Below are 22890 nucleotides of genomic sequence, written 5' to 3'. Positions count from 1 at the left end.
CCGGGTGGTGGTGCAGCGATCGCCGCTGCGCCGCCGCCGTCGCCCCCATGTCGACGGCGGCGCCGTCTCGGTCTCCGAGGACCGGCGACCGCCGCACGAGGGCCTGATCGGCGGGCCGGGATCGCAGTTGAGGAACCGGTCGCGACTGTCCGAGGAGTGGTCAGGCGACCTGCAGGGACCGCTTCGAGAGGCCCATCCAGAAGCCGTCGACGACCTGCGCGCCCGGCTCGCCGGGGTCGCTGGCGGCGCCGAGGGTGACGAACAGCGGCGAGTAGTGCTCGACCGTGGGGTGCGCGTAGGGCATCCCGGGCGCCTTCGCGCGGTAGTCGGCGAGCTCGTCGACGTCGCCGCGGGCGAGCGCCTCGCCGGCCCAGGCGTCGAAGTCGGTCGACCAGCCGGGCGGCGCGGCGTCGATGCGGAAGTCGGTGAGGAACGGCAGTCCGTGGGTCAGGAAGCCGGAGCCCACGATCAGCACGCCCTCCTCGCGCAGCGGGCGGAGCCGCTGGCCGATTCGCATCAGCCGCTCGGGGTCGTGGGTGGGCAGCGACATCTGCAGCACCGGCACGTCGGCGCCGGGGTACATGATCGTGAGCGGCACCCAGGCGCCGTGGTCGAGCCCGCGCGAGGTGTGCTGGTGCACCGGCTCGCCGGCCGGCATCAGGCCCGCGACCCGGCGCGCGAGCGCGGAGGCGTCCGGCGTCGCGTAGGTCATCTGGTAGTACCGCGGGGCGAACCCGCCGAAGTCGTAGACCAGCGGGGCGCCGCTCGCGGAGAGGCTGACCGGGGCCGACTCCCAGTGCGCGCTCACGATGAGGACCGCGGTCGGGCGGGGCAGGTCGGCTGCCCAGGACGCCAGCTGCCCCGACCAGAGCGGGTCGTCGAGCAGCGGCGGGGCGCCGTGCCCGAGGTAGAGCGCGGGCATCCGGGCGGCGGGGGTCATGTCCACTCCAAATGGTTTCACTTTCAACCTTATTCCATCGGCAGGCGCCAGTCGAGGGGCGCGCCGCCCTGCTCCACCAGCAGCGCGTTGACCCGGCTGAACGGCCGCGAGCCGAAGAACCCGCGGCTGGCCGAGAGCGGGGACGGGTGGGCCGACTCCACCCACGGGACCGTGCCGAGCGCCGGCTTCAGGCTCTGCGCGTCCCGGCCCCACAGCACCGCGGCGAGCGGCCCGCCCCGGCGTACCAACGCCTCGATCGCGCACGCCGTGACCTCTTCCCAGCCCTTGCCGCGGTGCGACGCGGACGCCCCCGGCTGCACGGTGAGCACCCGGTTGAGCAGCATCACCCCGGCGTCCGCCCAGGCGCTGAGGTCGCCGTGCGCGGGCGGCTCCACCCCGAGGTCGTCGCGCAGCTCGCGGTAGATGTTGGCCAGGCTGCGCGGCACCGGCCGCACGTGCGGGTCGACCGCGAAGCTCAACCCGATCGGGTGGCCCGGGGTGGGGTAGGGGTCCTGGCCCACCACCAGCACGCGGACGTCGGCGAGCGGGCGGCGGAACGCGCGGAAGACGTGCTCGCCGGCGGGCAGGTAGGGCCGCCCGGCCGCGAGCTCGGCGCGCAGGAACCGGCCCAGCTCCGCCACCTGCTCGTCCACCGGCGCCAGGGCCGCCGCCCAGTCGGGTGCCATCAGGTCCTGCTCGACGAGTCCGGCCAGCGCGCTCACGCGGGCACTCTAGGTGGTCGTGACAGCTGCGGGTCAGCGGCCGAACCGCGCGCTCCGGGCAGGTACGGCGCCCGCCCGCGCTCGCCGACCTCGACGGCGAGGATCGCCTGGTGGTCGGCGTCGCCCGCGATCGCCGACTGGTTGGCGACCAGCACGCGGGTGCCGAGGAAGGTCGCGCTGCACGGGGTGTCGAAGGGGATGGCGGAGCCGTTCTCGCCGGTCAGCGGCAGGTCCGGGAACCGGTCGACCTCGCGCCCGCGGGCGGTGAGCTCGACGATCTGGTTGGTGCCGAGCAGGGCGACGTAGAGGTGCCCGGACCGGCCGATGCCGAAGCCGTCCGGCAGCTCCAGGGCGCCGGAGGTCCAGAGCTTCGCGAGCCGCCCGGGGGCGCCGCTGCGGCGTACCTTCAGGGAGTAGAGGGCGCCGGAGACCGGGAGCTGCGAGCCGTCGAGGACCGCCTGCTGCGAGACCACCAGGTCGCGGCGTCCGGGGCGGAACCGGATGCCGGTGGTGCCGAAGTCGGTGCCCTCCAGTGCGGACGAGCGGAACCACGGCCGGGGCGTGCGGGACCCGCGGGCGAGCCGCCAGATCACCGGCTGGTGGTAGTCGGTGACGTACAGGGCGCCGTCGGGACCCCAGGTGGCGTAGTTCGGCACCGCGCCGTCGGGGAAGCGGGCGATCCGCCGCCACCGCCCGGTGCGCACGTCGAGCGTGCGGACCGTCCGGGTCGAGGTCTCGAGGACCACCAGCCTCCCGCCGCGGGTCTGCTGGGCGACCTGGACGCCGTGGGAGCCGTCGCGCACCTGTCTCGGGACCGGCCAGGACCGGAGCAGCTGACCGCGGCGCGACCACTCGAAGACCCGGGACGGCACGCCGGTCGCCCCGCTGTTGACGTAGGTGCCGGCGTAGACCCGGCCGTTGGTGTGCGCGTGGACGTACGCCGGGTAGCCGGGTGCGGGGACGCGCGAGAACACCGCGGTGTCCCAGACCTCCCGGTCGGCGGGCGCGGCCGGCGCGGCCGCCGCCGGGACCGTAGCGAGCGGCAGCACCAGGGCGAGAGCGGCCAGCCAGGGGAGCAGGCGCCTCACAGCCGCTCCAGCACCTCGGTCGCGGCACGCTTGCCGGCGCGCACGGCGCCGTCCATGTAGCCCGACCAGTACGTCGCGGTCTCGGTGCCGGCCCAGTGCACGCGGCCGAACGGCTTCCGGATCACCGGGCCGAGCTGCACCATCGTGCCGGGCGCGTGGAACGCGGTCGGGCCGCCGCGGGTCCAGCGCTCGCGGGTCCAGTCCTGCTCGGTGTACTCGATCGGGCGCAGCGCCTGCTCGCCGAACATCGCGGCGAACCCCTCCAGCACGTGCCGGCGGCGCCGGTCCTTGCTCATCGTGCCGTAGGTGCGCCAGGTCGAGCCGCCGACGAACGCCAGCAGCACGCCCGGGCTGCCGTCGCGGGGGGAGTTGTCGAAGACCGCACGGGCCGCGCCGGAGTCGTTGATGCCGAACCCGGTCAGCCCCTCCTTGCGCCAGAACGGCGTGCGGTAGACCGCGTCGCACTTCATCAGCCGGCCCATGTCGAGGCTGCGGAGCAGCTGCTGGCGCCGGGTCGGCAGCCGCGGGAACCAGTCGATGTCGAGCACCAGCGGCGGCGGGGCGGCCACGACCACCCGCTTCGCGACGACCGTCCCGCGGCGGGTGTGCACGTGCACCCGGTGGTCCTTCTGCACGATCCGCTCCACGCCCGCGCGCAGGGCGACCACGTCCCCGAGCCGCTTGGCCAGCCGGAGGGGGATCAGCTGCGAGCCGCCGACGAAGCGGCGCTCCTGGGCGCCGTTCGCGGTGTCGGAGTTGCGGGAGAAGGTGCCGACGTTCCGCTCGTTGCCCGAGCACGCGACGTACCAGAGCACGAAGAGGAGGGAGAGCTCGTCGGGGTCGGCGCCGAACCCGGGCTGGGTCCAGGCATCGATCAGGGTGCCGACACCGGACGGGTTCAGCGTCTGGCGGCGGATGAACTCGCCGAGGCTCATCGCGTCCCACTCCGCGCCGCGGGGGTGGTCCCAGGGCGCCTCGACGTCGAGCTCCGCGGCGTACCGGTCGATCAGCGTGAGCAGGATCGCCGCGTCGGCGAGGATCGTGGGGTCGGGCGGGACGGTGCCGGTGTACTCGAGGCGGCCGGTCAGGCCGGAGACGTAGACGCTGCTCCCGGTGTTGTGCTCGAGGAAGGTCGGGACCTTCAGCTCGCGGGCCAGCCGGAGGATGTGGTCCTGGGTCGGCCCGACGAACGCGCCGCCGGCCTCGATCACCCCACCGGACTCGAGGCGGTGGTTGAGCACCCGCCCGCCGACCCGGCCGCGGGCCTCCACGACGAGGACGTCGACCCCGCGGCGGGCGAGCTTCTGCGCGGTGACCAGCCCGGAGATGCCGGCGCCGACCACGACCACGTCGGCCGTGCGGGGGAGGCGCCCCTGGCGGCCGAGCGCCTCGGCCTCGGTGAGCGCGCCGACGCCGAGCGGCACGGTCGCGGCGCCGGCGGCGCCCCCGAGCAGCAGTCGGCGGGACAGGCCCGGGTCGGGGGCGAGGGGCAGCGGCATGGGGGCTCCCGGCGGCAAGAAGTGAACATGTGTCAGGTTCGGCTCCGGACCCTACACTCTGGAGCATGTCGTCCGCACCGGTCGAGGAGTCCTTCCCCGCCCGCCGCCGGGTCCCGATCCAGGAGCGCAGCCGGATGCGGGTCGAGCGGATCCTGGACGCCGCCGCGACGCTCGTGGTCCAGCGCGGGGTCGAGGCGCTGACCACCCGGGAGATCGCCCGGGTCGCGGCGGTCCCCGTCGCGTCGCTCTACCAGTACTTCGCCGACAAGGACGCCGTGCTGCTGGCCCTCGCCGAGCGGGACATGGCCGAGATGGACGAGCAGGTGCTGGCCGACCTCGCCGACCTGGGCGCGCCCACCGTGGCCGAGGTCGTGCGCACGGTGCTGGCCTCGTTCGTCACGGTCTACGACCGGCGCCCGGCGTTCGTCGAGCTCTACCTGCGGGGGCGCACCAACGCCGCCGTCGCGCAGTTCGGCCGGGAGCACAACGCGCGCGTCGCGCGCCTGCTCCGGGCGTACGCCGTGGACGCGGGCCTCGCGCTCCCGACGCTCACCGACCAGGTCGTCGAGCTCGCGGTCGAGGTCGGCGACCGGGTCTTCCAGCTCGCCTACGAGCACCGCCGCGACGGCGACCCGGCTCTGGTGGCCGAGGGCGCGACGATGGTGACCGCCTACCTGGAGCGGCACGCGGTGGACCCGCCGGCGCCGGCGTGACCCGGCGGGCCGGTCGGAGGGATCAGGCGGGCGCGGGCTGGGTGTCCGGCTCGAAGGGCGGTACGCCGGGGTCCTCGCCGGGCGCGGGCCCGGGGTCGATCGGGACCGGGTCGCCGCTCGGGACGATGTCGGGGTCGGGTGCGGGCTCGCCAGGTGTCGTGGTCATGCGTCCCGGTACCCGATCCGGCGTCAGCCGACGGCCCGCACCGGCCGCGACAGCCGGTCCAGGAACGCCACCAGCAGCGCCTCGCGCATCGCGGGGGAGGCCAGGTCGAGCATCGCGTTGACCTCGGCCATCCGGTCGGGGAGCGCGAGGTCGTCCCCGGCGCCGTCCCCGCCGTCGCCGCCGACCAGTCCGGAGGCCGCGAGCAGGCCGTCGAAGTCGGCGTCGGTGAGGGTGGCCGGGTCGAGCGAGGCGATGTACGCCGCGACGCCGGGGTCGACCGCGACCGGTCCGGCCGCGACCGCCGCGGCGACGGCCTCGGCCAGCGCGACCAGGAAGTCGTCGACCGACGCGAGCGTCGCGGCGCTGACCGAGAGGTGCACGGTGGCCGGCCCGCCGGCGTACGACATCTGCGGCTGGACGTACCAGCCGCGCGCCGCCATCTCGTCGCAGACCGTGAACGCGTCGCAGCTGCCGTCGGTGGCGAGGGCGACCAGCGTCGAGTCGGGCGGGACGACGACCCGCAGCGCGGGGATCGCCGCGATCCCCGCCACGATCCGGTCGACCGCCTCGAGGACGTCGCGGGTCAGCCGCAGGTAGCCGTCGTCGCCGAGGGTCCGCAGCACCGCCCACGCGCCAGCGAGCGGGCCGCCGGACTTGGTCGACTGCATCGTGGAGTTGAGCATCGTGTAGCCCGGCCAGGCGGCGGACGCGAAGAACTGCGGGCGCCGCAGCTCCGGGGTGCGGTGCAGCAGCACCGAGGTGCCCTTGGGCGCGTAGCCGTACTTGTGCAGGTCGACGGAGATCGAGGTGACGCCCTCGACCGCGAACGTCCAGGGCGGTACGGCGCGCCCCAGCCGCGCGGCGTACGGCAGCACCCAGCCGCCGATGCAGGCGTCGACGTGGCAGCGGATCCCACGGGCGGCGGCCGCGGCGGCGATCTCGGTGACCGGGTCGACGACGCCGTGGGCGTACGACGGCGCGCTGGCCACGACGAGCACGGTGCTGTCGTCGGTGGCCGCGGCCATCGCGGCGGGGTCGGCGCGGAGGTCGGGGCCGACCGGCACCAGCCGCGCCTCGACGCCGAAGTAGTGCGCGGCCTTGTGGAAGGCGGCGTGCACGGTGTCGGGCAGCACCATGCTGGGGGCGGCGACCGAGGGGCTGCCGTCGCGCGCGGCCTGCACGGCGAGCAGCACCGACTCGGTGCCGCCGGAGGTGACGGTGCCGACCGCGGTCGCGGGGGCGTCGAGCAGGTCGGCGGTGAACCCGACGACGTCGTTCTCCATCCGCAGCAGGCTGGGGAACGCGGTGGGGTCCAGCCCGTTGGAGCCGGCGTACGCCGCGACGGCGGCGCGGCCGACCTCGTCGACCTCCGCGAGCCCCGAGTCGTAGACGTAGGCCAGCGTGCGGCCGCCGTGGACGGGCAGGTCCGCGGCCTGCATCTCCTTGAGCCGGGCGAGCGCGTCGCTCATGCCGGCACCGCCTCCTCCTCGACCGCGTCGGCCTCGAGCGTGTAGCGCGCCAGCCACCAGAGGCTGGCGAGGACCAGGACGGCGGGGAGCAGCGCGAAGCCGAGCACGATCGCGGTCTCCGCCGAGCCGGGCTGGGCGACGCCGGAGCCGGATCGGTAGCCGCCGAGCTGCAGCACGACCGCGAAGACCGCGGGGCCGAGCGCCAAGCCGAAGGTCTCGCCGGCGGTCCAGACGCCGGTGTAGACGCCGACCCGGTTCTCGCCGGTGCGCTGGGTGTCGACCGCCGCGGCGTCGGGGAGCATCGCCATCGGGAAGACCTGGCAGCCGGCGTACCCGACGCCGCTGACCGCGACCGCCGCGAACAGCACCGCGGCCGGGGCGGCGTCGGCGAGCACCGAGACCAGCGAGCCGAGCGCGAGCAGCAGCGAGGAGACGACGTACCCGCGCTTCTTGCCGACCCGCTGGCCGAACGCCGCCCAGACCGGCGTCAGCAGCAGCGCGGGCGCGACGAAGCAGGCGAACAGGGCGGTGACCGCGCCCGTGCTGTCGAGGACGTCCTCGGCGAGGTAGTCGACGCCGGCGAGGATGCACCCGACCGCGAGCGCCTGGACGACGAACGTGGTGAGCAGCATGCGGAAGTCCCGCGCGCCCGCGACCACCCGAAGCTGGTCGCGCAGGGTGCCCGCCCCCGGATGCACCGTGCCGAGCGGCGCGCGGCGGGTGCCGACGTACGCCCCGACGACGCCGACGAGGATCAGGCCGGCCATCACCAGCCCCATCAGCCGGTAGCCGTCACGGCCGCCGACGGCGTCGCGGATCGCGGGCGCGGTGGCGCCGGCGAGCAGGATGGTCAGCGCCAGGATCGCGACCCGCCAGGTCATCAGCCGGGTGCGCTCGTCGTACGACGCGGTCATCTCGGCGGGCATCGAGACGTAGGGCACCTGGAAGAACGCGTACGCCGACGCGCAGGCCAGGAACGCAACCAGCACCCACGCGGCCTCCAGGCCGGTGGACGTCTCGGGTGCCGCGAAGAGCAGTGCGAACGCGACCGCCAGCGCGATGCCCGCGCGGAGCAGCCACGGGCGGCGCGCGCCCCGGGGGTCGACGGTGCGGTCGCTGATCCGGCCCGCGATCGGGTTGAGGACGACGTCCCACGCCTTCGGCAGGAAGACGATCACGCCCGCCGCGGCCGCCGCCATCCCCACCTCGTCGGTGAGGTAGGGCAGCAGCATCAGCCCCGGGACGGTCCCGAACGCCCCCGTCGCCACCGACCCCGACCCGTACCCCGCCCGGACGCTGCGGGGCAGGGTGGCCTGCTGGGTGGTGGGCATGGCGGGGAGGGTAGCGGGGGGTTTCCCCGGATCACCGGGGAAACCGGACGTTCTCGGCCGGAATTTCCCCTGAGAACATCAGGTTTCCCCGGATCACCGGGGAAACCTTCACCCCCCACTCACGGCGACAGCGACCGCGACCCACCCGACCCGTACCGCCGCTTGGGGTTGGCGCCGATCGCCTTGGGGGACGGCGCGGTGCGGGCGGCGGGCGCCCGCTTGCCCGCGGCCTTGCGCGGGGTCGCGTCCGGCGCCTTCTTCCGGGCCGCGGCCTTCTTCGCCTGCTTCTTCTTCGCGGCGGCCTTGGCGACCGGCTCGCTCGAGGTCCACTCCTCGAACCACTCGTCGAGGACCGGCCAGGTCGCGGTCCGCGCGGCCCGGCCGGTGAGCATGCCGAGGTGGCCGCCGGGCACGATCTCGAACCGTACGTCGCGCGCGCCGGCGAGGTGCTGCACCACGGCCTTCACCGCGGCGACCGGCGCGATCCCGTCGGTCGTGCCGGCGAGGACCAGCACCGGCGCGGTGATCGAGGACAGCGTGATGGTGCGCCCGGACAGCTCCATGCTGCCGCCGACGAGCGCGTTGCCGGTCACGAACCGGTGGTAGAGCTGCCCGAAGGCGCGGCCGGAGTACGCCGCCATCGCGGCCGTGAACCGGTCGACCGCCTCGACCTGCGCGAGGAACTCGCTGTCGTCGAGGTGGGCCGCCACCGCGAGCGGCTTCGCGACGAGCCGCTGGAACGACGGGAGCCGGACCGCCCACCGCACCCCCGGCACCGCGCCGGCCACCTGGAAGCCGCGGGCGACCAGGTCCCGCCCCTCCGTGGGGTCGAGCAGCGGCCGCGGCGGGGCGACCAGCGGCACCTGCGAGACGTCGGTGGGGGAGCCGACGACGCTGACCGAGGCGATCGGCAGGTCCGTCCGGTCCGCGGCGGTCAGCAGCGCGAGGATCCCGCCCAGGCTCCACCCGACGAGGTGCACGGGCCGGCCGCCGGCGTGCGCGGAGACCGCCTCGATCGCGCGGGGGACGACCTCGTCGACCCACGGCTCCATCCCGAGCTCGCGGTCGCGGACGTCGACCTCGCCGTACTCCACGAGGTACGTCGGGCGTCCCGCGGCGACGAGGTGCTCGACCAGCGAGCAGCCGCGCCGCAGGTCGTAGCAGCGCGCCGGCGCGGCCAGCGGCGTCACCAGCAGCACCGGGTCGCCCTGCTGGCGCACCCCGGCGGCCGGCCGGTAGTGGTGGACCTCGCGCAGCGGACCCTCTTCGACCAGGGTGCGCGGCATCGGGCGCAGGTCGGCGACCCCGCCACCGAGGACCAGGTGCGCGACGTTGCCGGCGGCCGAGACGACCTGGCCGGGCTTCGGGATCAGGTCCATGGCCGCAACGTACCCGCCGCTCAGCCGCCCTGGTAGGTCCTGCCCATCCAGGTGGAGTCGTCGGAGATCGGCGCGTAGCCGTAGCGGGCGTACAGGCCGGGCGAGGACGTGGTCACCAGCAGCGCCCGCTTGATGTGCCGCCCGACCAGCTCCTTGTCGATCGCGTCCATCAGCGCGGTGCCGATGCCCTGGGCGCGGTGCTCCGGGGCGACGTACACGTCGCAGAGCCAGGCGAACGTCGAGCGGTCGGTGACCAGCCGGGCGAAACCGACGAGCACCTCGTCGTCGTACGCGCCGAAGCACAGCGAGTTGGCGATCGAGGTCTCGACGACCTCGCGGGGCCGGCCGAGCGCCCAGTAGGCGTCGGTCGAGAGCCAGCGGTGGACGGTGTCGACGTCCAGCCGGGCGGGGTCGGTCGAGATCTCCAGCACGTCAGGACCGCCTCGCGGGCCGCACGGCCTTCCCGTGCGAGCTGCGGACGTCGGACAGCTCGGTCATGAAGCTGTCGGCCCAGGCCGCCACGTCGTGCTGGGTGACGGTCCGGCGCATCGCCCGCATCCGCCGGGTCAGCTCCTTGGGCTCGGCCCGGTAGGCCTCGAGCATCGCCGACTTCATGCCGTTGATGTCGTAGGGGTTGACCAGCCACGCCTGCCGCAGCTCGTCGGCGGCGCCGGCGAACTCCGAGAGCACCAGCGCGCCGGTGTTGTCGGCGCGGCACGCGACGTACTCCTTGGCGACGAGGTTCATCCCGTCGCGGTACGGCGTGACGGCCATGATGTCGGCGGCGCGGTAGAGCGCGGCCATCTCCTCGCGGGGGTACGACGAGTGCAGGTAGCTGATCGCGGGGCGGCCGATCCGGCCCAGGTCGCCGTTGATCCGGCCGACGAGGCGGTCGATCTCGTCGCGCAGGATGCGGTACTGCTCGACCTCCTCGCGCGAGGGCACGGCGACCTGCACGAACACGGCGTCCTCGACGTCGAAGTGGCCGTCGACGATCAGCTCGCTGAACGCGCGCAGCCGCGCGTAGATGCCCTTGGTGTAGTCGAGGCGGTCGATGCCGAGGAAGACCTTGCGCGGGTTGCCCAGCGCCTCGCGGATCTCGGCCGCGCGGCGCTCGACCGGCGCGGAGCTCGCGAGCTCCTCGTACCCCTTGGCGTCGATCGAGATCGGGAACGCCTTCGCCCGGACGGTGCGCCCGTCGGGCAGGTAGACCAGGTCGCGGTGGGTCTTGTGGCCGACCCGCTGGCGGACCAGCCGGACGAAGTTCTGCGCCGCCCCCGGCAGCTGGAAGCCGACGAGGTCGGCGCCGAGCAGCCCCTCGAGGAGCTCGCGGCGCCACGGCAGCTGCTGGAACAGCTCCCCGGGCGGGAACGGGATGTGCAGGTAGAAGCCGATCCGGAGGTCGGGGCGGAGCTCGCGCAGCATCCGCGGCACCAGCTGCAGCTGGTAGTCGTGGACCCAGACGGTGGCGCCCTCGGCGGCGAGCTCGGCGGCCTTCTCCGCGAACCGGTGGTTGACCGCGACGTAGGACTCCCACCACTCGCGGTGGAACTCCGGCTTGGCGACCAGGTCGTGGTAGAGCGGCCAGAGGGTGCCGTTGCTGAAGCCCTCGTAGAACCCCTCGATGTCCGCGGCGGTCATCGACATCGGGACCAGGCTCATGCCGTCGTCCTCGAACGGCGCCAGGTCCTGGTCGGTGCCGCCCGGCCAGCCGACCCAGACGCCGTCGTTGGCCCGCATCACCGGCTCGATCGCGCTGACCAGGCCGCCCGGGGAGCGACGCCAGCCGACCGAGCCGTCGGCCTGCTCGACCCGGTCCACGGGGAGCCTGTTGGCGACGATCACCAGGTTGTTCGGCACGGCTCTCACCCTAGTCACTCGATCCTCGTCCCGGTGCACGGACCGTGCGCGGGTGGTGCAGGCACCACCTCCGGGCGGCGGGCGTGCGCCCCTGTACCCGCCCCCGGCCGTCCCTAGCGTGGAGCCATGACCGCCGCCTCCACCCGCCTCGTGCACGACACCGCCTACGTGCTGTCCGCCCTGGTGCTGGCCGTCGTCTCGTTCGTGGTCGCCGTGGTCGGCGTCTCGGTCGGGACGGCGCTGCTGCTCACGCCCGTAGGGGTGCTCGTGCTCGCCGGGACGGCGTACGTCGCCCGCGGGCTCGCCCAGCTGGAGCGGGTCCGGATGGCCCGGCTCCTCGGCGCCGATGTCCCGCCCGCGTCGTACGCCGCGGCGCGGCCGGGCGCCGGCTGGCTGCGGCGCACGGCGACCCCGCTGGGCGACCCGCAGACCTGGCTCGACCTGCTCTGGTCGGTGCTCGCGCTGGTGACCGGGACCGCGGCGTTCGCCGTCACGGTCACGTGGTGGGCCGTGGCGGGCGGCGGGTTGACCTACTGGTGCTGGCAGCGGTGGGTGCCGCAGGAGGGCGACGACGAGACCCTCGCCGCGCTGCTCGGCCTCGGCGAGGGCCAGCAGGCCGAGAGCCTGCTGCTGCTCGCGATCGGGCTCGCCGCCGCGGTCACGCTGCCGTTCGTGGTGCGGGGCTGCGCCGCCGTGCACGCCGGGCTGGCCGCCGCGCTGCTGTGCACGCGTGGCGCCCTCACGCGTCCGCCGCGTAGCGGACCCCGATCTGCTCGCGCAGGGCGTCCATCTGCCGCATCAGGGTGAGCGTCTGGGCGTGCGGCACCAGCGGGCTCTCCAGCAGCCCCTCGCGGAGGCAGCGGCCCACCTCGGCGATCTCGTTGCCGTAGCCCTGGCCGATCACCGGCTCCGCGCCCGCGATCCGCTGCGGGTGGGTCGGCCCGTCCGGCCCGACCTCGGTGTACGTCGCGTGCCGGGGGTGGTTGAACTCCCACGGCAGCTCGATCCGCCCGCGGTCGGTCGCGATCGCGGCCGTGCACGAGGACCACCCGGTCATCGACGCGGTCATGGTGGCGACGGCGCCCCCGGCGTACCTCCCGGCGACGGCGACGTCGAGGTCGACGCCGGTGGGGCCGAGGCCGGCTTGGGCGCTCAGCGACTCGGCCTCGCCGAGCATCAGGTGGGCGAAGGTCAGCGGGTAGACGCCCATGTCGAGCAGCGCGCCGCCGCCGAGCGCGGGGTTGAACATCCGGTCCTCCGGGGGCGCGTCGACCGCGAACCCGAGCTCGGCGCGCAGTGCCCGGGGGGTGCCGAAGTCGCCGGCGTGCAGCCGCTCGCGGAGCGCGCGGATGACCGGGTGGCAGGCCATCCACATCGCCTCCATCAGGAACAGCCCGCGCTCCCGCGCCAGCCGGACCATCTCCTCGGCGTCCTGGGTGGTCAGCGTCAGCGGCTTCTCGCAGAGCACGTGCTTGCCGGCCGCGAACGCCAGCCGGGCGTTCTCGAGGTGCAGCGCGTGCGGCGTGGCGACGTACACGACGTCGACGGCGGGGTCGGCGACCAGCTCCTCGTAGGACCCGTGGGCGGTCGCGGCGCCGCCGGTGTGGCGGGCGGAGAACTCCTCGGCCGCCGCGATCCGGCGCGATCCCACGGCGGCGATCTCCGTGTCGGGGACCAGGGCGAGGTCGTGGGCGAAGGCGTGCGCGATCTTGCCGGTGGCGAGGATGCCCCAGCGGACGGTGTCGGCCATGACGGGACCCTACGCGGATCCGACACCTCGTACGACGACCTCGGCAGGTCGAATGACACCGGTGTGGTTCGACGTCTACAGTGGTGCCGCAACAGCTCGACCCGCGCACCGCCTTTCCTGGGAGACATCGCATGGACGCCGCGAACGCCCTTCACGGCCACGAGGCCGAGGCTCCCTCGACCCTCAGTGACCGCGACCGCGACATCCTCGAGTTCGAGCGGCAGTGGTGGAAGTACGCCGGCGCCAAGGAGACCGCGGTCCGCGAGAAGTTCGACATGAGCTCCACCCGGTACTACCAGGTGCTCAACGCCCTCATCGACCGTCCCGAGGCGCTCGAGGCCGACCCGCTGCTGGTCCGCCGGCTGCGCCGGCTGCGCGCCGCCCGGCAGCGTCAGCGCTCGGCCCGCCGCCTCGGCTTCGAGGTCTGAGACCGCGATGCGCCAGCGCGGGCTGCTCTTCCCCTCACCCGTGGTGATGCTCAGCATCATCGCCGTCGCGATGGCCGCGATCGCCTTCGTCGCCACCCGCGGCGGGGAGCCGACCGAGCGCAAGGTGAGCATCGTCGCCGACGCCTCGCCGAGCGCCCCCGCGACGCCCGAGGCCCCGGAGACCCTGCGCAAGGACCCCAAGCCGGAGCCGCCTCCGGTGGACCGCGCCAAGGTCTACGTCGAGGTCTACAACAACTCCGGCATCTCCGGCCTCGCCGGCCGGGTCGCCACCAGCGCCACCGACGCCGGGTGGATGGTGGTCGGCTCCGACAACTGGTACGGCACGATCCCGGCCACCACCGTCTACCACCCGCCGCGGCTGGCCCGCGCCGCCAAGCTGCTCGCCCTCGACCTCGGCATCCAGCGCACCGCGCCCGCCGTCGGCGCCATGCGGCTCGACCGGCTGACGGTCGTGCTCACCGGCGAGCTCGGCTGACGCTGGACCCCGTGCCCGCTCCCGCGGCGGGGCTGGTTGGCTGACCCCATGGAGTTCACCTCGACGGCCGGGGAGCAGCGCTGGGCCGCCCTCGTCCGGGCGGCCGCCGAGACGGTGGTCGGGCTGGACTTCGACGGCACCCTCTCGCCGATCGTCGACGACCCCGAGCAGGCGCACATCCACCCCGACGCCGGCGAGGTGCTCGCCGACCTGGCGACCCAGGTCGCCGCGGTGGCCGTCGTCACCGGGCGGCCGGCGCGCCAGGCGCTCGTCCTCGGGGGTCTCGAGGAGGTCGGCGAGGCGATCAGCGACGCCGGCAAGGAGCTCTACCTCTTCGGCCAGTACGGCAACGAGCGCTGGAGCTCCAGCAAGCGCCGGATCATCTCCCCGCGCCCGCCCGCCGGACTCGCAGCATTCCTCCGCGACCTGCCGCGCGCGCTGCGTACCGCCGGCGCCGCCGACGCGTACGTCGAGGACAAGGGGCTCGCGCACGCCGTGCACACCCGGCGCCTGTCCGAGCCCGACGCGGCGTACGCCCGGCTGCTGCCGCTGCTGCGCGACCTCGCCGGGCGCAACCACCTGGTGCTCGAGCCCGGCCGGCACGTCATCGAGGTGCGGGCGCCGGGCATGGACAAGGGCCAGGCGGTCCGGACCATCGTCGAGGAGGTGGGCGCCGGCGGCTTCCTGTTCGCCGGCGACGACCTGGGCGACCTGGAAGCGTTCGAGGCGGTCTCCGCGCTGGCCGCCGAGGGGATGCCCACGCTGCTCGTCTGCTCGGCCTCGGACGAGGAGTCCGCGCTGATGGAGCACGCGGACGTCGTCGTACCCGGCCCGGACGGCGTGCTCGACCTGCTCCGTCAGCTCACCGCCGACGCCCGGGAGTCCCGCGCCTGACGGGCGCGCCGAATCCCGCCCCGCCTGCTGTAACGCGGTGTCCACCGCTGTTCTGCGGTGCTGCAGCACCGCAGAACAGTCGCGGACACCGCGTTACAGCGGCGCGCCGCCGCGGGTCCACATCGCGGAACCTGTGTGCACATGCTGAGACGGCACCCCGTAGAGTTCCGACCAGCTCATCAAGAGGGACTGAGGGAACGGCCCAGTGAAGTCCCGGCAACCGCCACGAGCCTCCGCCTCCCGGACATCGGGATCGGATCGTGGAAACGGTGCTAATTCCGCCCGGACCGCGACCGTCGCGCCGGGGAAGATGAGAAGGAGGACTTCATGAGCGCCGTCACCACCGCCGAGCCCGTCACCGAGGGCCAGACCCTGCGCGAGGGCGCGTTCGGCAACGCCACCGCCCTGGCCTGCCGCGAGTGCGGGCACCAGGTCGAGCTCGGCCCGCACTACGCGTGTCCGGAGTGCTTCGGCCCCCTCGAGATCGCCTACGACTTCCCGCAGGTCACCCGCGAGGAGATCGAGGCCGGTCCGCGCAACATCTGGCGCTACAAGGCGCTGCTGCCGGTCCCCGCCGACATCGAGGACAGCCCCAACATGGAGCCCGGGTTCACCCGGCTGCTCAAGGCGCACAACCTCGGCCGCGAGCTGGGCATCGACAACCTGTGGGTCAAGGACGACAGCACCAACCCCACCAACTCCTTCAAGGACCGCGTCGTCGCCTGCGCGCTGAGCGCGGCCCGCGAGTTCCACAGCAAGGTCTTCGCCTGCCCCTCCACCGGCAACCTCGCGAACGCCGTGGCCGCCGCCGGCGCCCGGGCCGGTATCAAGACCGTCGTCTTCATCCCGAGCAACCTCGAACAGCCCAAGCAGGTCAACTCCGCGGTCTTCACCGAGTCGCTGGTCGCCGTCAACGGCAACTACGACGACGTCAACAAGCTCGCCTCCGAGATCGCGGGCGAGGAGGACGGCTGGGCGTTCGTCAACGTCAACGTCCGCCCGTACTACGCCGAGGGGTCCAAGACGCTCGGCTACGAGATCGCCGAGCAGCTGGGCTGGCGGCTGCCCGACCAGGTCGTCATCCCGGTCGCGTCCGGCTCCCAGCTGACCAAGGTGCACAAGGCCTTCCAGGAGCTGGTGAAGCTCGGCCTGGTCGAGGACAAGCCGTACAAGATCTACGGCGCGCAGGCCACCGGCTGCTCGCCGGTCTCGGTCGCCTACAAGGCCGGCGTCGACGCGATCCGCCCGGTCAAGCCGGACACCATCGCCAAGAGCCTGGCCATCGGGAACCCCGCCGACGGGATCTACGTCCTCGACATCTGCCGCGAGACCGGCGGCGCCGTCGAGGACGTCACCGACGAGCAGGTCCGCGACGGCATCGTGCTGCTGGCCCGCACCGAGGGCATCTTCACCGAGACCGCCGGCGGCACCACGGTCGCGGTGCTGAAGAAGCTCGTCGAGACCGGCCAGCTCGACACCTCGCTCGAGACCGTCGTCATCAACACCGGCCACGGCCTGAAGACCCTGGACGCCGTCTCCGGGTCCGTCGGCCCGGTCGCCACCATCGACCCGTCGTACGCCGCGTTCAGCGCGACCGGCCTGGCCTGAGTCTCGATACACCGGCCGCTCGTTCCTCGCGTCCGGCACTCGACCACCGAAAGAAGGGCACCGTGAGCGTCTCCGTCCGCATCCCGACCATCCTGCGCACCTACACCGGCGGCGAGTCCGAGGTGTCCGCCTCCGGCGCCACCCTGGCCGAGGTCATCGACGACCTCGACGCCAGCTACAGCGGCATCAAGGGCCGGATCCTCGACGACGCCGGCGAGCTGCGCCGGTTCGTCAACGTGTACGTCGGCAACGAGGACGTCCGCTTCCTCGACAGCCTCGGCACCGCCACGCCCGACGGCACCCAGGTCTCGGTCATCCCGGCGGTCGCGGGCGGCTGAGCCCCCGCCGCCCCCGCAGGTGCGCGGCCTCCGCCGCGTTGTCGCACAGCGCCAGCGCGGCGTCGTACGCCTGCAGCGCCTCGTCGCGGCGGCCCAGCCGGGCGAGCAGCTCGGCGCGGACGGCGGGCAGCCGGTGGCCCCCGAGGGCGACCCCGTCCAGGGCGTCCAACCCCGCACCCGGGCCGTCCCGCTCGGCGAGCGCCACCGCGCGGTTGAGGCGTACGACGGGGGAGTCGCCGAGCGCGAGCAGCTCGTCGTACCGCTCCACGATCCGCGCCCAGCAGGTCTCCTCGGCGGAGGGGGCGATCGCGTGCTCGGCGGCGACCAGCGCCTGGAGCAGGTACGGCGCGGGCGGCGCGTGCACCAGCGGGCGGAGCAGCTCCAGCGCCTCGAGCGCCTCGTCGTGGTGCCAGCGGCCGCGGTCCTGGTCGGGGAGGAGCACCAGTCGGCCGTCGACGGCACGGGCGTCGCGGCGGGAGTGCTGGAGGAGCATCAGCGCGAGCAGGGCGTCGAGCTCGGCGCGGACGCCCGGCTCGAGGTCGGAGGGCAGCACCGACCGCAGCACCCGCACCAGCCGGACCGCCTCCGCGGCGACGTCGGCGCGCAGCACGTCGGGGCCGGAGCCGGGCGCGTACCCGCTGGTGAACGCGAGGTAGGCGACGTCCGCGACCACCCCGACCCGCGAGGCCAGCTCGGCGCCGGACGGCACCAGGAACGCGGCGCCGGCGAGCTTCTTCCGGGCCCGGGTCAGCCGGGCCGCCATCGTCGCGGTCGGCACCAGGAACAGCCGCGCCACGTCGGTCGTGGGTACGCCGAGGACCAGCCGCAGCGTCAGGGCGGCGGCCGCCTCCCGCGAGAGCCGCGGGTGCGCGCAGAGCAGCACGAGCCGCAGCCGCTCGTCCACGACCGGCTCCCCGGCGTCCGCCATCACCCGCTGCGCCTCCTCGGTCAGCCCGGCGTCGACCACGAGCAGCGGCCGCTTCCGCGCCGCCACCCCCTCGGTCCGCAGCCGGTCGAGGACCCGGCGCCGGGCGGTCGTCAACAACCACGCGGGCGGGTTGTCGGGCGGCTCGTCCCAGGTGCGGGCGGCGGCCTCGAAGGCGTCGGCGAGCGCGTCCTCGGCCAGGTCGAGACGCCGGAACTGCGCGACGAGCAGGGCCAGCAGCCGGCCCCACTCCTCGCGCAGCAGCGTCTCGAGGGGGGTCAGGGCGCTCAGCCGTCCGTGGTGGGCCGGATCTCGACCGAGCCCGACCGTGGCAGCAGCCGTGCCAGCTCCACCGCCGTGTCGCGGTCGGGCAGGTCGACGATCCACAGTCCGCCCACCTGCTCAGCCGTCTCGGTGTACGGCCCGTCGGTGACGGTGCCGTCGGGGCGCAGGGTCACGGCCGCCGAGGGCCCGGCGAGTCCCTCGCCGGCGACCACCGCACCCCGCTCGGCCACCGCGGCCGAGAAGGCCGCGAAGGACTCGAACACCGCCGCGCGCTCCGCGTCGGACAGGTGCGGCCACCGCTCGTAGTGGTCGGTCTCGGCCATCAGCAGCACGAACCTCACGCCGCGTCACCGCTGTGGTCGACCACGGCGCGCACCTCGACCGCCTCGCCGGTGGCGATCAGCACCCGGCAGACCTCGAGGAGGTCGTCGAGGTCGTCGCTCTCCACGAGGTAGAAGCCGCTGAGCTGCTCGACGGCCTCGGCGTACGGCCCGTCGGTGACGTGGAACGCGCCGTCGTCGGTGCGGCGCACGGTCCGCGCGGTGCGGGAGTGGGTGAGCTCGGCGCCGCCCGTGATGCGGTGCCCGCGCTCCTCCAGCAGGCGGGAGAACTCGGCGTGCTGGGCGAAGACGGCGGCCTGCTCCTCGGGGGTCAGGGACTCCCAGGCGTCCTCGTCGCCCGGCAGCAGCACGGCGTACTCGGTCATGGTGGTTCCTCCTGTGCAGGTGGGGCTGAGTCTGTCACTGGGATGACGGACGAGGGGGCCGCGGATCGACAGCGTCTAGGGTCGCGCCGTGCCCGCACCCCAGGTCCTCCTCGCCACCTTCCACGCGCTGCCCGGCGGCGAGCCCGGCCACCCGGCCCTCGACGAGGAGCTCGCCCGGCGCGGGATCACCAGCCGCTGGGTCACCTGGGACGACCCGCAGGTCGACTGGAGCGGCTCGGCCCTGGTCGCCGTGCGCTCGACCTGGGACTACGAGACCCGGCTCGCGGACTTCCTCGCGTGGGCCGAGGAGGTGGAGTCGGCCGGGCCGGTGCTGCTCAACGGCGCCGCGACCTTCCGCTGGAACACCGACAAGCGCTACCTCGTCGAGCTCGCCGACCACGGTGTCCCGACGGTGCCGAGCGTGCTGGTCGACGACCGGGACGGCGTGCGCGCGGTGGTCGAGCGGTACGGCCGGGCCGTCGTGAAGCCGCGGGTCGCCGCCGGCGGGCGGGGCCTGCTCGTGGTCGACGACGCGGACGCCTGGGCGCCCCCGGAGCCCGGCCCCTGGCTCGGGCAGCCGGTGGTGGAGTCGGTGCACACCGAGGGCGAGGCGTCGGTGTTCGTCCTCGACGGTCGCGCGGTCAGCCAGGTCCGCAAGGTCGCGCCGGCCGGCGACGTCCGCGTCCACGAGGAGTACGGCGGCTCGTCGTACCTCGCCGACCTCGACCCGGAGGCCGCCGAGCTCGCCGTCTCCGTGATGGCCGCGAGCGCGGAGCTGGTCGGCGCCGACCTCTGCTACGGCCGGGTCGACCTGATGACCTACGACGGCCGGCTGGTGGTCAGCGAGGTCGAGGTGACCGAGCCCGGTCTCTACCTCGACGTGCTGCCCGGCAACGCCGTACCGTTCGCCGACGCGCTCGAGGCGAGGCTCTGAGGGACGCTGCCCTCCAACCTCCGTCCCCGGTCAGGCGTTGGAGAGGGCATGGGCGAGGAGCAGGGGCGCCGAGCCCCGCGTCCTCGCCTGGCGGGTCGGCACGCGGGAGCACGGAGTCGTCTCCCGGATCGTCGGGCTGGGCGCGGACGAGAGCTTCCTGGCGGCGTTCGCGGCGCTCTCCTGAGTCGGCAGCTGCTTGCACTCGCAGGGGTCGAGTGCTAACAATGGGGCTGGCACTCTTACCATGAGAGTGACAAACCGGAGCGGTGCCAGTTGAGGTCCGAGCGCCGGCGAGAATGGTTCGCCGGGTCCAGCAAGGATCGTCCGTCGCGGGCAACCCACCGATCCGGAACCCCGAACTCCAAGTGTGAGGAACCGCAGGAGTTATGCCCAAGCTGATCGCATTCAACGAGGAGGCCCGGCGTGGTCTCGAGCGTGGCATGAACACGCTCGCCGACGCCGTCAAGGTCACCCTCGGCCCCAAGGGCCGCAACGTCGTCCTGGAGAAGAAGTGGGGAGCCCCCACGATCACCAACGACGGTGTGTCCATCGCCAAGGAGATCGAGCTCGAGGACCCCTACGAGAAGATCGGTGCCGAGCTCGTCAAGGAGGTCGCCAAGAAGACCGACGACGTCGCGGGCGACGGCACCACCACCGCCACCGTCCTGGCCCAGGCCATGGTCCGCGAGGGCCTGCGCAACGTCGCTGCCGGCGCGAACCCGATGGGTCTCAAGCGCGGCATCGAGGCCGCCGTCACCGCCGTCTCCGAGCAGCTGCTCGCGATGGCCAAGGACGTCGAGACGCGCGAGCAGATCGCCGCCACCGCCACCATCTCCGCCGGTGGCGACACCACCGTCGGTGACGCCATCGCCGAGGCGATGGACAAGGTCGGCAAGGAAGGCGTCATCACCGTCGAGGAGTCGAACACCTTCGGCATCGACCTCGAGCTGACCGAGGGCATGCGCTTCGACAAGGGCTACATCTCGGCGTACTTCGTCACCGACCCCGAGCGGATGGAGACGGTCCTCGAGGACCCCTACGTCCTGATCGCGAACCAGAAGGTCTCGAACGTCAAGGACCTGCTGCCGCTGCTCGAGAAGGTCATGCAGTCCGGCAAGCCGCTGCTGATCATCGCCGAGGACGTCGACGGCGAGGCCCTGTCCACGCTGGTCGTCAACAAGATCCGTGGCACCTTCAAGTCCGTCGCCGTCAAGGCTCCGGGCTTCGGCGACCGCCGCAAGGCCATGCTGCAGGACATCGCGATCCTGACCGGCGGCCAGGTCATCTCCGAGGAGGTCGGCCTGAAGCTGGAGTCGACCGGCATCGAGCTGCTCGGCCAGGCCCGCAAGGTCGTCATCACCAAGGACGAGACCACCATCGTCGAGGGCTCCGGCGACGCCGACCAGATCGCCGGCCGGGTCAACCAGATCCGCGCGGAGATCGAGAAGTCCGACTCCGACTACGACCGCGAGAAGCTCCAGGAGCGCCTCGCCAAGCTGGCCGGCGGCGTGGCCGTCATCAAGGTCGGCGCGGCCACCGAGGTCGAGCTCAAGGAGCGCAAGCACCGCATCGAGGACGCCGTTCGCAACGCGAAGGCGGCCGTCGAGGAGGGCATCGTCGCCGGCGGCGGCGTCGCCCTGGTGCAGGCTGCGGCCACGTCCTTCGACAAGCTCGACCTCCACGGCGACGAGGCCACCGGTGCCAACATCGTCCGCGTGGCGACCGAGGCCCCGCTCAAGCAGATCGCGATCAACGCCGGTCTCGAGGGCGGCGTCGTGGCCGAGAAGGTGCGCAACCTGGAGGCCGGTCACGGTCTCGACGCGGCCACCGGCGAGTACGTCGACATGATCGCCAAGGGCATCATCGACCCGGCGAAGGTGACGCGCTCCGCGCTGCAGAACGCCGCGTCGATCGCTGCGCTGTTCCTCACCACCGAGGCCGTCGTGGCCGACAAGCCGGAGAAGTCGGCGCCCATGGGCGGCGGCGACCCCACCGGCGGCATGGGTGGCATGGACTTCTGAGTCCCCCCGCACCACCGCACCACCAGCTCCACCCCGGCGGCCCCGGTCCTCACGCAGGACCGGGGCCGTCCGGCATTTCCCCGTGAGCCGACGCCGCCGACCGTCGTGTGCTGAGGGGCTGGGAGGGTAGAGGGGTGGACGTGGACGCCGAGGACCGACGCCGCCGCTTCGAGGCGCTGGCGCCCGCGATGGTCGACCCGCTGCGCCGGTTCCTCCTCCGCCGCACCGACCCCGACACCGCCGACGAGGTGCTCGCCGACACCCTGCTCGTGTGCTGGCGCAAGGTCGAGCAGCTGCCCGACGAGCCGCTGCCCTGGGCGTACGCCGTCGCGCGGCACTGCCTGCACAACGCCCAGCGGGGCGAACGCCGCCGCCGCCGGCTGGCCGCCAAGGTCGCCGGCCTCGCGCAACCGGGCGACGTACCCGGTCCCGAGCCGGACGGCGACCCCGCGGTCGAGGCGGCGCTCGCCGCGCTGCGCCCGGCCGACGCCGAGCTGGTCCGGCTCTGGGCGTGGGAGCAGCTGACGCCCGCCGAGATCGCGACGGTCCTCGACATCACGCCGAACGCCGCGAGCATCCGGCTGTACCGGGCGCGGCAGAAGCTCGCGGAGCGGTTGCGAAAGAACGACGCCGGTGCCGGACATGAAGGGTCGAGAGAGGGGAGAAGGCCATGAGCGGGACGCACGACGACTTCCACGGCGACGACGAGCTGCGGGCGCGGCTGCGCGCTGCCGACCCGGCCGCCTCCCTCCGGCCGGCCGACCCCGACGGGGTGGCCCGACTCCTGGAGGAGACCATGAGCCACGACACCGACAGCCTCGCCCCCGCGACCCGCCCGGCCGGGGGCCGCTCCCGCGGCCCGCTCACCTGGGTGGTCGCGGCCGCCGCCGCCCTGGTCATCGCCGGCGCCGGCGTCTTCGCCGTCACCGGGCTGCCCGGCGACGACGACGAGGCCCCGCCCGTCGCCGGACCCGGCACCGACCCCACGGTCACGGAGCTCGTGGCGCCCGCCGCCACCGAGGGGCGCTGCATGGTCCCGAACGCCGAGGCGCTCGCCCAGCAGGAGGTCGCCTTCGAGGGCACGGTCACCGAGGTCTCCGACGACGTCGTCGTCCTCGAGCCCAGCACGTTCTACGCCGGCGAGGAGACCGACCGCGTCGAGGTCGCCGCCACCAGCGAGGAGATGCAGGCGCTGATCGGGGCGGTCCCCTTCGAGGTCGGCGGCACCTACCTGGTCTCCGCCACCGACGGCCGGGTCACGGTCTGCGGGTTCAGCGGGCCGGTGTCCCCGGAGCTCGAGCAGCTCTACACCGACGCGTTCGGCGCCTGAGGAGCAGG

Annotated in this window: 26 protein-coding genes and 1 riboswitch; of the genes, 12 read left to right on the top strand and 14 right to left on the bottom strand. The window is 73.9% G+C overall.

What is annotated here, in order from left to right; all coding sequences use genetic code 11:
• Nucleotides 1-160 precede the first annotated feature (160 nt).
• The 4 genes from H4O22_RS17670 to H4O22_RS17655 are packed head-to-tail and all read right to left on the bottom strand — an operon-like array spanning nt 161 to nt 4249.
• Entirely contained in the window at nt 161-940 is a 780-nt protein-coding gene (locus H4O22_RS17670; RefSeq protein ID WP_227466481.1) for a dioxygenase family protein, read from the bottom strand.
• A 29-nt stretch (nt 941-969) separates the two neighbouring features.
• Nucleotides 970-1626 carry a uracil-DNA glycosylase gene (locus tag H4O22_RS17665; RefSeq protein ID WP_182527208.1) on the bottom strand — a complete coding sequence of 219 codons (657 nt, stop codon included), beginning with the start codon at nt 1624-1626 and terminating at the stop codon, nt 970-972.
• A 32-nt stretch (nt 1627-1658) separates the two neighbouring features.
• The gene (locus H4O22_RS17660; protein WP_182524631.1) at nt 1659-2750 is read right to left on the bottom strand and encodes an SMP-30/gluconolactonase/LRE family protein; all 1092 of its coding nucleotides are present in this window, start codon (nt 2748-2750) and stop codon (nt 1659-1661) included.
• On the bottom strand, nt 2747-4249 hold the full coding sequence (locus H4O22_RS17655) for a flavin monoamine oxidase family protein (protein WP_182524630.1): 1503 nt from the start codon (nt 4247-4249) through the stop codon (nt 2747-2749). The genes H4O22_RS17660 and H4O22_RS17655 overlap by 4 nt, the downstream gene beginning before the upstream one ends.
• Nucleotides 4250-4314: 65 nt before the next feature.
• On the opposite strand from H4O22_RS17655, the gene H4O22_RS17650 reads away from it, so the two are divergent.
• On the top strand, nt 4315-4962 hold the full coding sequence (locus H4O22_RS17650; RefSeq protein ID WP_182524629.1) for a TetR/AcrR family transcriptional regulator: 648 nt from the start codon (nt 4315-4317) through the stop codon (nt 4960-4962).
• Between the two features lie 22 nt (nt 4963-4984).
• Here the strand turns inward: H4O22_RS17650 and H4O22_RS17645 are convergent, their stop codons facing one another.
• From H4O22_RS17645 to H4O22_RS17620, 6 genes are all read right to left on the bottom strand, one after another.
• Nucleotides 4985-5128 (bottom strand): hypothetical protein, encoded by a 144-nt coding sequence (locus H4O22_RS17645; protein WP_182524628.1) that lies wholly within the window; start codon nt 5126-5128, stop codon nt 4985-4987.
• A gap of 23 nt (nt 5129-5151) precedes the next feature.
• Entirely contained in the window at nt 5152-6597 is a 1446-nt protein-coding gene (locus H4O22_RS17640; RefSeq protein WP_182524627.1) for a pyridoxal phosphate-dependent decarboxylase family protein, read from the bottom strand.
• Complete coding sequence (locus tag H4O22_RS17635; RefSeq protein ID WP_182524626.1) at nt 6594-7928, bottom strand: MFS transporter; 1335 nt, start codon at nt 7926-7928, stop codon at nt 6594-6596. The genes H4O22_RS17640 and H4O22_RS17635 overlap by 4 nt, the downstream gene beginning before the upstream one ends.
• Before the next feature lie 119 nt (nt 7929-8047).
• Nucleotides 8048-9307, bottom strand: coding sequence for an alpha/beta fold hydrolase (locus H4O22_RS17630; protein ID WP_182524625.1), 1260 nt, complete (start codon nt 9305-9307; stop codon nt 8048-8050).
• A 20-nt stretch (nt 9308-9327) separates the two neighbouring features.
• On the bottom strand, nt 9328-9738 hold the full coding sequence (locus H4O22_RS17625) for a GNAT family N-acetyltransferase (RefSeq protein ID WP_182524624.1): 411 nt from the start codon (nt 9736-9738) through the stop codon (nt 9328-9330).
• 1 nt (nt 9739) lies between these two features.
• A complete protein-coding gene (locus H4O22_RS17620; protein WP_406603329.1) occupies nt 9740-11167 on the bottom strand; it encodes an alpha,alpha-trehalose-phosphate synthase (UDP-forming) in 1428 nt (475 codons plus the stop codon).
• Nucleotides 11168-11293: 126 nt separating this feature from the next.
• Between H4O22_RS17620 and H4O22_RS17615 the strand changes: the two genes are divergently transcribed.
• Nucleotides 11294-11974 carry a sensor domain-containing protein gene (locus tag H4O22_RS17615; RefSeq protein ID WP_182524622.1) on the top strand — a complete coding sequence of 227 codons (681 nt, stop codon included), beginning with the start codon at nt 11294-11296 and terminating at the stop codon, nt 11972-11974.
• Here the strand turns inward: H4O22_RS17615 and H4O22_RS17610 are convergent.
• The gene (locus H4O22_RS17610) at nt 11907-12917 is read right to left on the bottom strand and encodes a Gfo/Idh/MocA family protein (RefSeq protein WP_182524621.1); all 1011 of its coding nucleotides are present in this window, start codon (nt 12915-12917) and stop codon (nt 11907-11909) included. The genes H4O22_RS17615 and H4O22_RS17610 overlap by 68 nt on opposite strands.
• A gap of 131 nt (nt 12918-13048) precedes the next feature.
• On the opposite strand from H4O22_RS17610, the gene H4O22_RS17605 reads away from it, so the two are divergent.
• The 5 genes from H4O22_RS17605 to H4O22_RS17585 all read left to right on the top strand — a co-directional run bounded on the left by H4O22_RS17605 (nt 13049) and on the right by H4O22_RS17585 (nt 16681).
• Nucleotides 13049-13345, top strand: a complete 297-nt coding sequence (locus H4O22_RS17605; protein ID WP_182524620.1) for a nucleoid-associated protein NapA — start codon at nt 13049-13051, stop codon at nt 13343-13345.
• Nucleotides 13346-13352: 7 nt separating this feature from the next.
• Nucleotides 13353-13841, top strand: a complete 489-nt coding sequence (locus H4O22_RS17600) for a LytR C-terminal domain-containing protein (RefSeq protein ID WP_182524619.1) — start codon at nt 13353-13355, stop codon at nt 13839-13841.
• Between the two features lie 48 nt (nt 13842-13889).
• Nucleotides 13890-14735 (top strand): trehalose-phosphatase, encoded by an 846-nt coding sequence (otsB, locus tag H4O22_RS17595; protein WP_182524618.1) that lies wholly within the window; start codon nt 13890-13892, stop codon nt 14733-14735.
• Nucleotides 14736-14908: 173 nt separating this feature from the next.
• A riboswitch (SAM riboswitch) is annotated at nt 14909-15052 on the top strand.
• 10 nt (nt 15053-15062) lie between these two features.
• A complete protein-coding gene (thrC, locus tag H4O22_RS17590) occupies nt 15063-16343 on the top strand; it encodes a threonine synthase (protein ID WP_182524617.1) in 1281 nt (426 codons plus the stop codon).
• Between the two features lie 62 nt (nt 16344-16405).
• Nucleotides 16406-16681, top strand: a complete 276-nt coding sequence (locus H4O22_RS17585) for a MoaD/ThiS family protein (RefSeq protein WP_182524616.1) — start codon at nt 16406-16408, stop codon at nt 16679-16681.
• Here the strand turns inward: H4O22_RS17585 and H4O22_RS17580 are convergent.
• From H4O22_RS17580 to H4O22_RS17570, 3 genes are read right to left on the bottom strand one after another with little or no spacing between them, the layout of a single operon-like run.
• Nucleotides 16656-17993, bottom strand: a complete 1338-nt coding sequence (locus tag H4O22_RS17580; protein ID WP_244963012.1) for an RNA polymerase sigma factor — start codon at nt 17991-17993, stop codon at nt 16656-16658. The genes H4O22_RS17585 and H4O22_RS17580 overlap by 26 nt on opposite strands.
• Nucleotides 17894-18232 (bottom strand): YciI family protein, encoded by a 339-nt coding sequence (locus tag H4O22_RS17575; RefSeq protein WP_244963011.1) that lies wholly within the window; start codon nt 18230-18232, stop codon nt 17894-17896. The genes H4O22_RS17580 and H4O22_RS17575 overlap by 100 nt, the downstream gene beginning before the upstream one ends.
• Entirely contained in the window at nt 18229-18597 is a 369-nt protein-coding gene (locus H4O22_RS17570; RefSeq protein ID WP_182524615.1) for a YciI family protein, read from the bottom strand. Before H4O22_RS17570 ends, H4O22_RS17575 begins: the two co-directional genes overlap by 4 nt.
• Nucleotides 18598-18685: 88 nt before the next feature.
• Here H4O22_RS17570 and H4O22_RS17565 point away from each other — a divergent pair, with 88 nt between their 5' ends.
• From H4O22_RS17565 to H4O22_RS17545, 5 genes are all read left to right on the top strand, one after another.
• On the top strand, nt 18686-19531 hold the full coding sequence (locus H4O22_RS17565) for an ATP-grasp domain-containing protein (protein WP_182524614.1): 846 nt from the start codon (nt 18686-18688) through the stop codon (nt 19529-19531).
• A 37-nt stretch (nt 19532-19568) separates the two neighbouring features.
• Nucleotides 19569-19715 (top strand): hypothetical protein, encoded by a 147-nt coding sequence (locus H4O22_RS17560; RefSeq protein WP_182524613.1) that lies wholly within the window; start codon nt 19569-19571, stop codon nt 19713-19715.
• A 202-nt stretch (nt 19716-19917) separates the two neighbouring features.
• Nucleotides 19918-21552, top strand: coding sequence for a chaperonin GroEL (groL, locus tag H4O22_RS17555; RefSeq protein ID WP_182524612.1), 1635 nt, complete (start codon nt 19918-19920; stop codon nt 21550-21552).
• 134 nt (nt 21553-21686) lie between these two features.
• Nucleotides 21687-22226, top strand: coding sequence for an RNA polymerase sigma factor (locus H4O22_RS17550; protein WP_244963010.1), 540 nt, complete (start codon nt 21687-21689; stop codon nt 22224-22226).
• Entirely contained in the window at nt 22223-22882 is a 660-nt protein-coding gene (locus H4O22_RS17545) for a hypothetical protein (protein WP_182524611.1), read from the top strand. The genes H4O22_RS17550 and H4O22_RS17545 overlap by 4 nt, the downstream gene beginning before the upstream one ends.
• Nucleotides 22883-22890: the final 8 nt, after the last annotated feature.

Origin of the sequence: Nocardioides dongkuii (assembly GCF_014127485.1) — a bacterium.
GTDB classification, from domain to species: Bacteria; Actinomycetota; Actinomycetes; order Propionibacteriales; family Nocardioidaceae; genus Nocardioides; species Nocardioides dongkuii.
This window is presented reverse-complemented; position numbering and strand designations above follow the sequence as displayed.

Bases quoted from the DNA above. Each gene is read 5' to 3' on its own strand.
- H4O22_RS17655 (WP_182524630.1), bottom strand. From the start codon at position 4,249: ATGCCGCTGCCCCTCGCCCCCGACCCGGGCCTGTCCCGCCGACTGCTG.
- H4O22_RS17645 (WP_182524628.1), bottom strand. From the start codon at position 5,128: ATGACCACGACACCTGGCGAGCCCGCACCCGACCCCGACATCGTCCCG.
- H4O22_RS17635 (WP_182524626.1), bottom strand. From the start codon at position 7,928: ATGCCCACCACCCAGCAGGCCACCCTGCCCCGCAGCGTCCGGGCGGGG.
- H4O22_RS17665 (WP_182527208.1), bottom strand. From the start codon at position 1,626: ATGGCACCCGACTGGGCGGCGGCCCTGGCGCCGGTGGACGAGCAGGTG.
- H4O22_RS17545 (WP_182524611.1), top strand. From the start codon at position 22,223: ATGAGCGGGACGCACGACGACTTCCACGGCGACGACGAGCTGCGGGCG.
- H4O22_RS17610 (WP_182524621.1), bottom strand. From the start codon at position 12,917: ATGGCCGACACCGTCCGCTGGGGCATCCTCGCCACCGGCAAGATCGCG.
- H4O22_RS17615 (WP_182524622.1), top strand. From the start codon at position 11,294: ATGACCGCCGCCTCCACCCGCCTCGTGCACGACACCGCCTACGTGCTG.
- otsB (WP_182524618.1), top strand. From the start codon at position 13,890: ATGGAGTTCACCTCGACGGCCGGGGAGCAGCGCTGGGCCGCCCTCGTC.
- H4O22_RS17605 (WP_182524620.1), top strand. From the start codon at position 13,049: ATGGACGCCGCGAACGCCCTTCACGGCCACGAGGCCGAGGCTCCCTCG.
- groL (WP_182524612.1), top strand. From the start codon at position 19,918: ATGCCCAAGCTGATCGCATTCAACGAGGAGGCCCGGCGTGGTCTCGAG.
- H4O22_RS17630 (WP_182524625.1), bottom strand. From the start codon at position 9,307: ATGGACCTGATCCCGAAGCCCGGCCAGGTCGTCTCGGCCGCCGGCAAC.
- H4O22_RS17640 (WP_182524627.1), bottom strand. From the start codon at position 6,597: ATGAGCGACGCGCTCGCCCGGCTCAAGGAGATGCAGGCCGCGGACCTG.
- thrC (WP_182524617.1), top strand. From the start codon at position 15,063: ATGAGCGCCGTCACCACCGCCGAGCCCGTCACCGAGGGCCAGACCCTG.
- H4O22_RS17600 (WP_182524619.1), top strand. From the start codon at position 13,353: ATGCGCCAGCGCGGGCTGCTCTTCCCCTCACCCGTGGTGATGCTCAGC.
- H4O22_RS17650 (WP_182524629.1), top strand. From the start codon at position 4,315: ATGTCGTCCGCACCGGTCGAGGAGTCCTTCCCCGCCCGCCGCCGGGTC.
- H4O22_RS17570 (WP_182524615.1), bottom strand. From the start codon at position 18,597: ATGACCGAGTACGCCGTGCTGCTGCCGGGCGACGAGGACGCCTGGGAG.
- H4O22_RS17670 (WP_227466481.1), bottom strand. From the start codon at position 940: ATGACCCCCGCCGCCCGGATGCCCGCGCTCTACCTCGGGCACGGCGCC.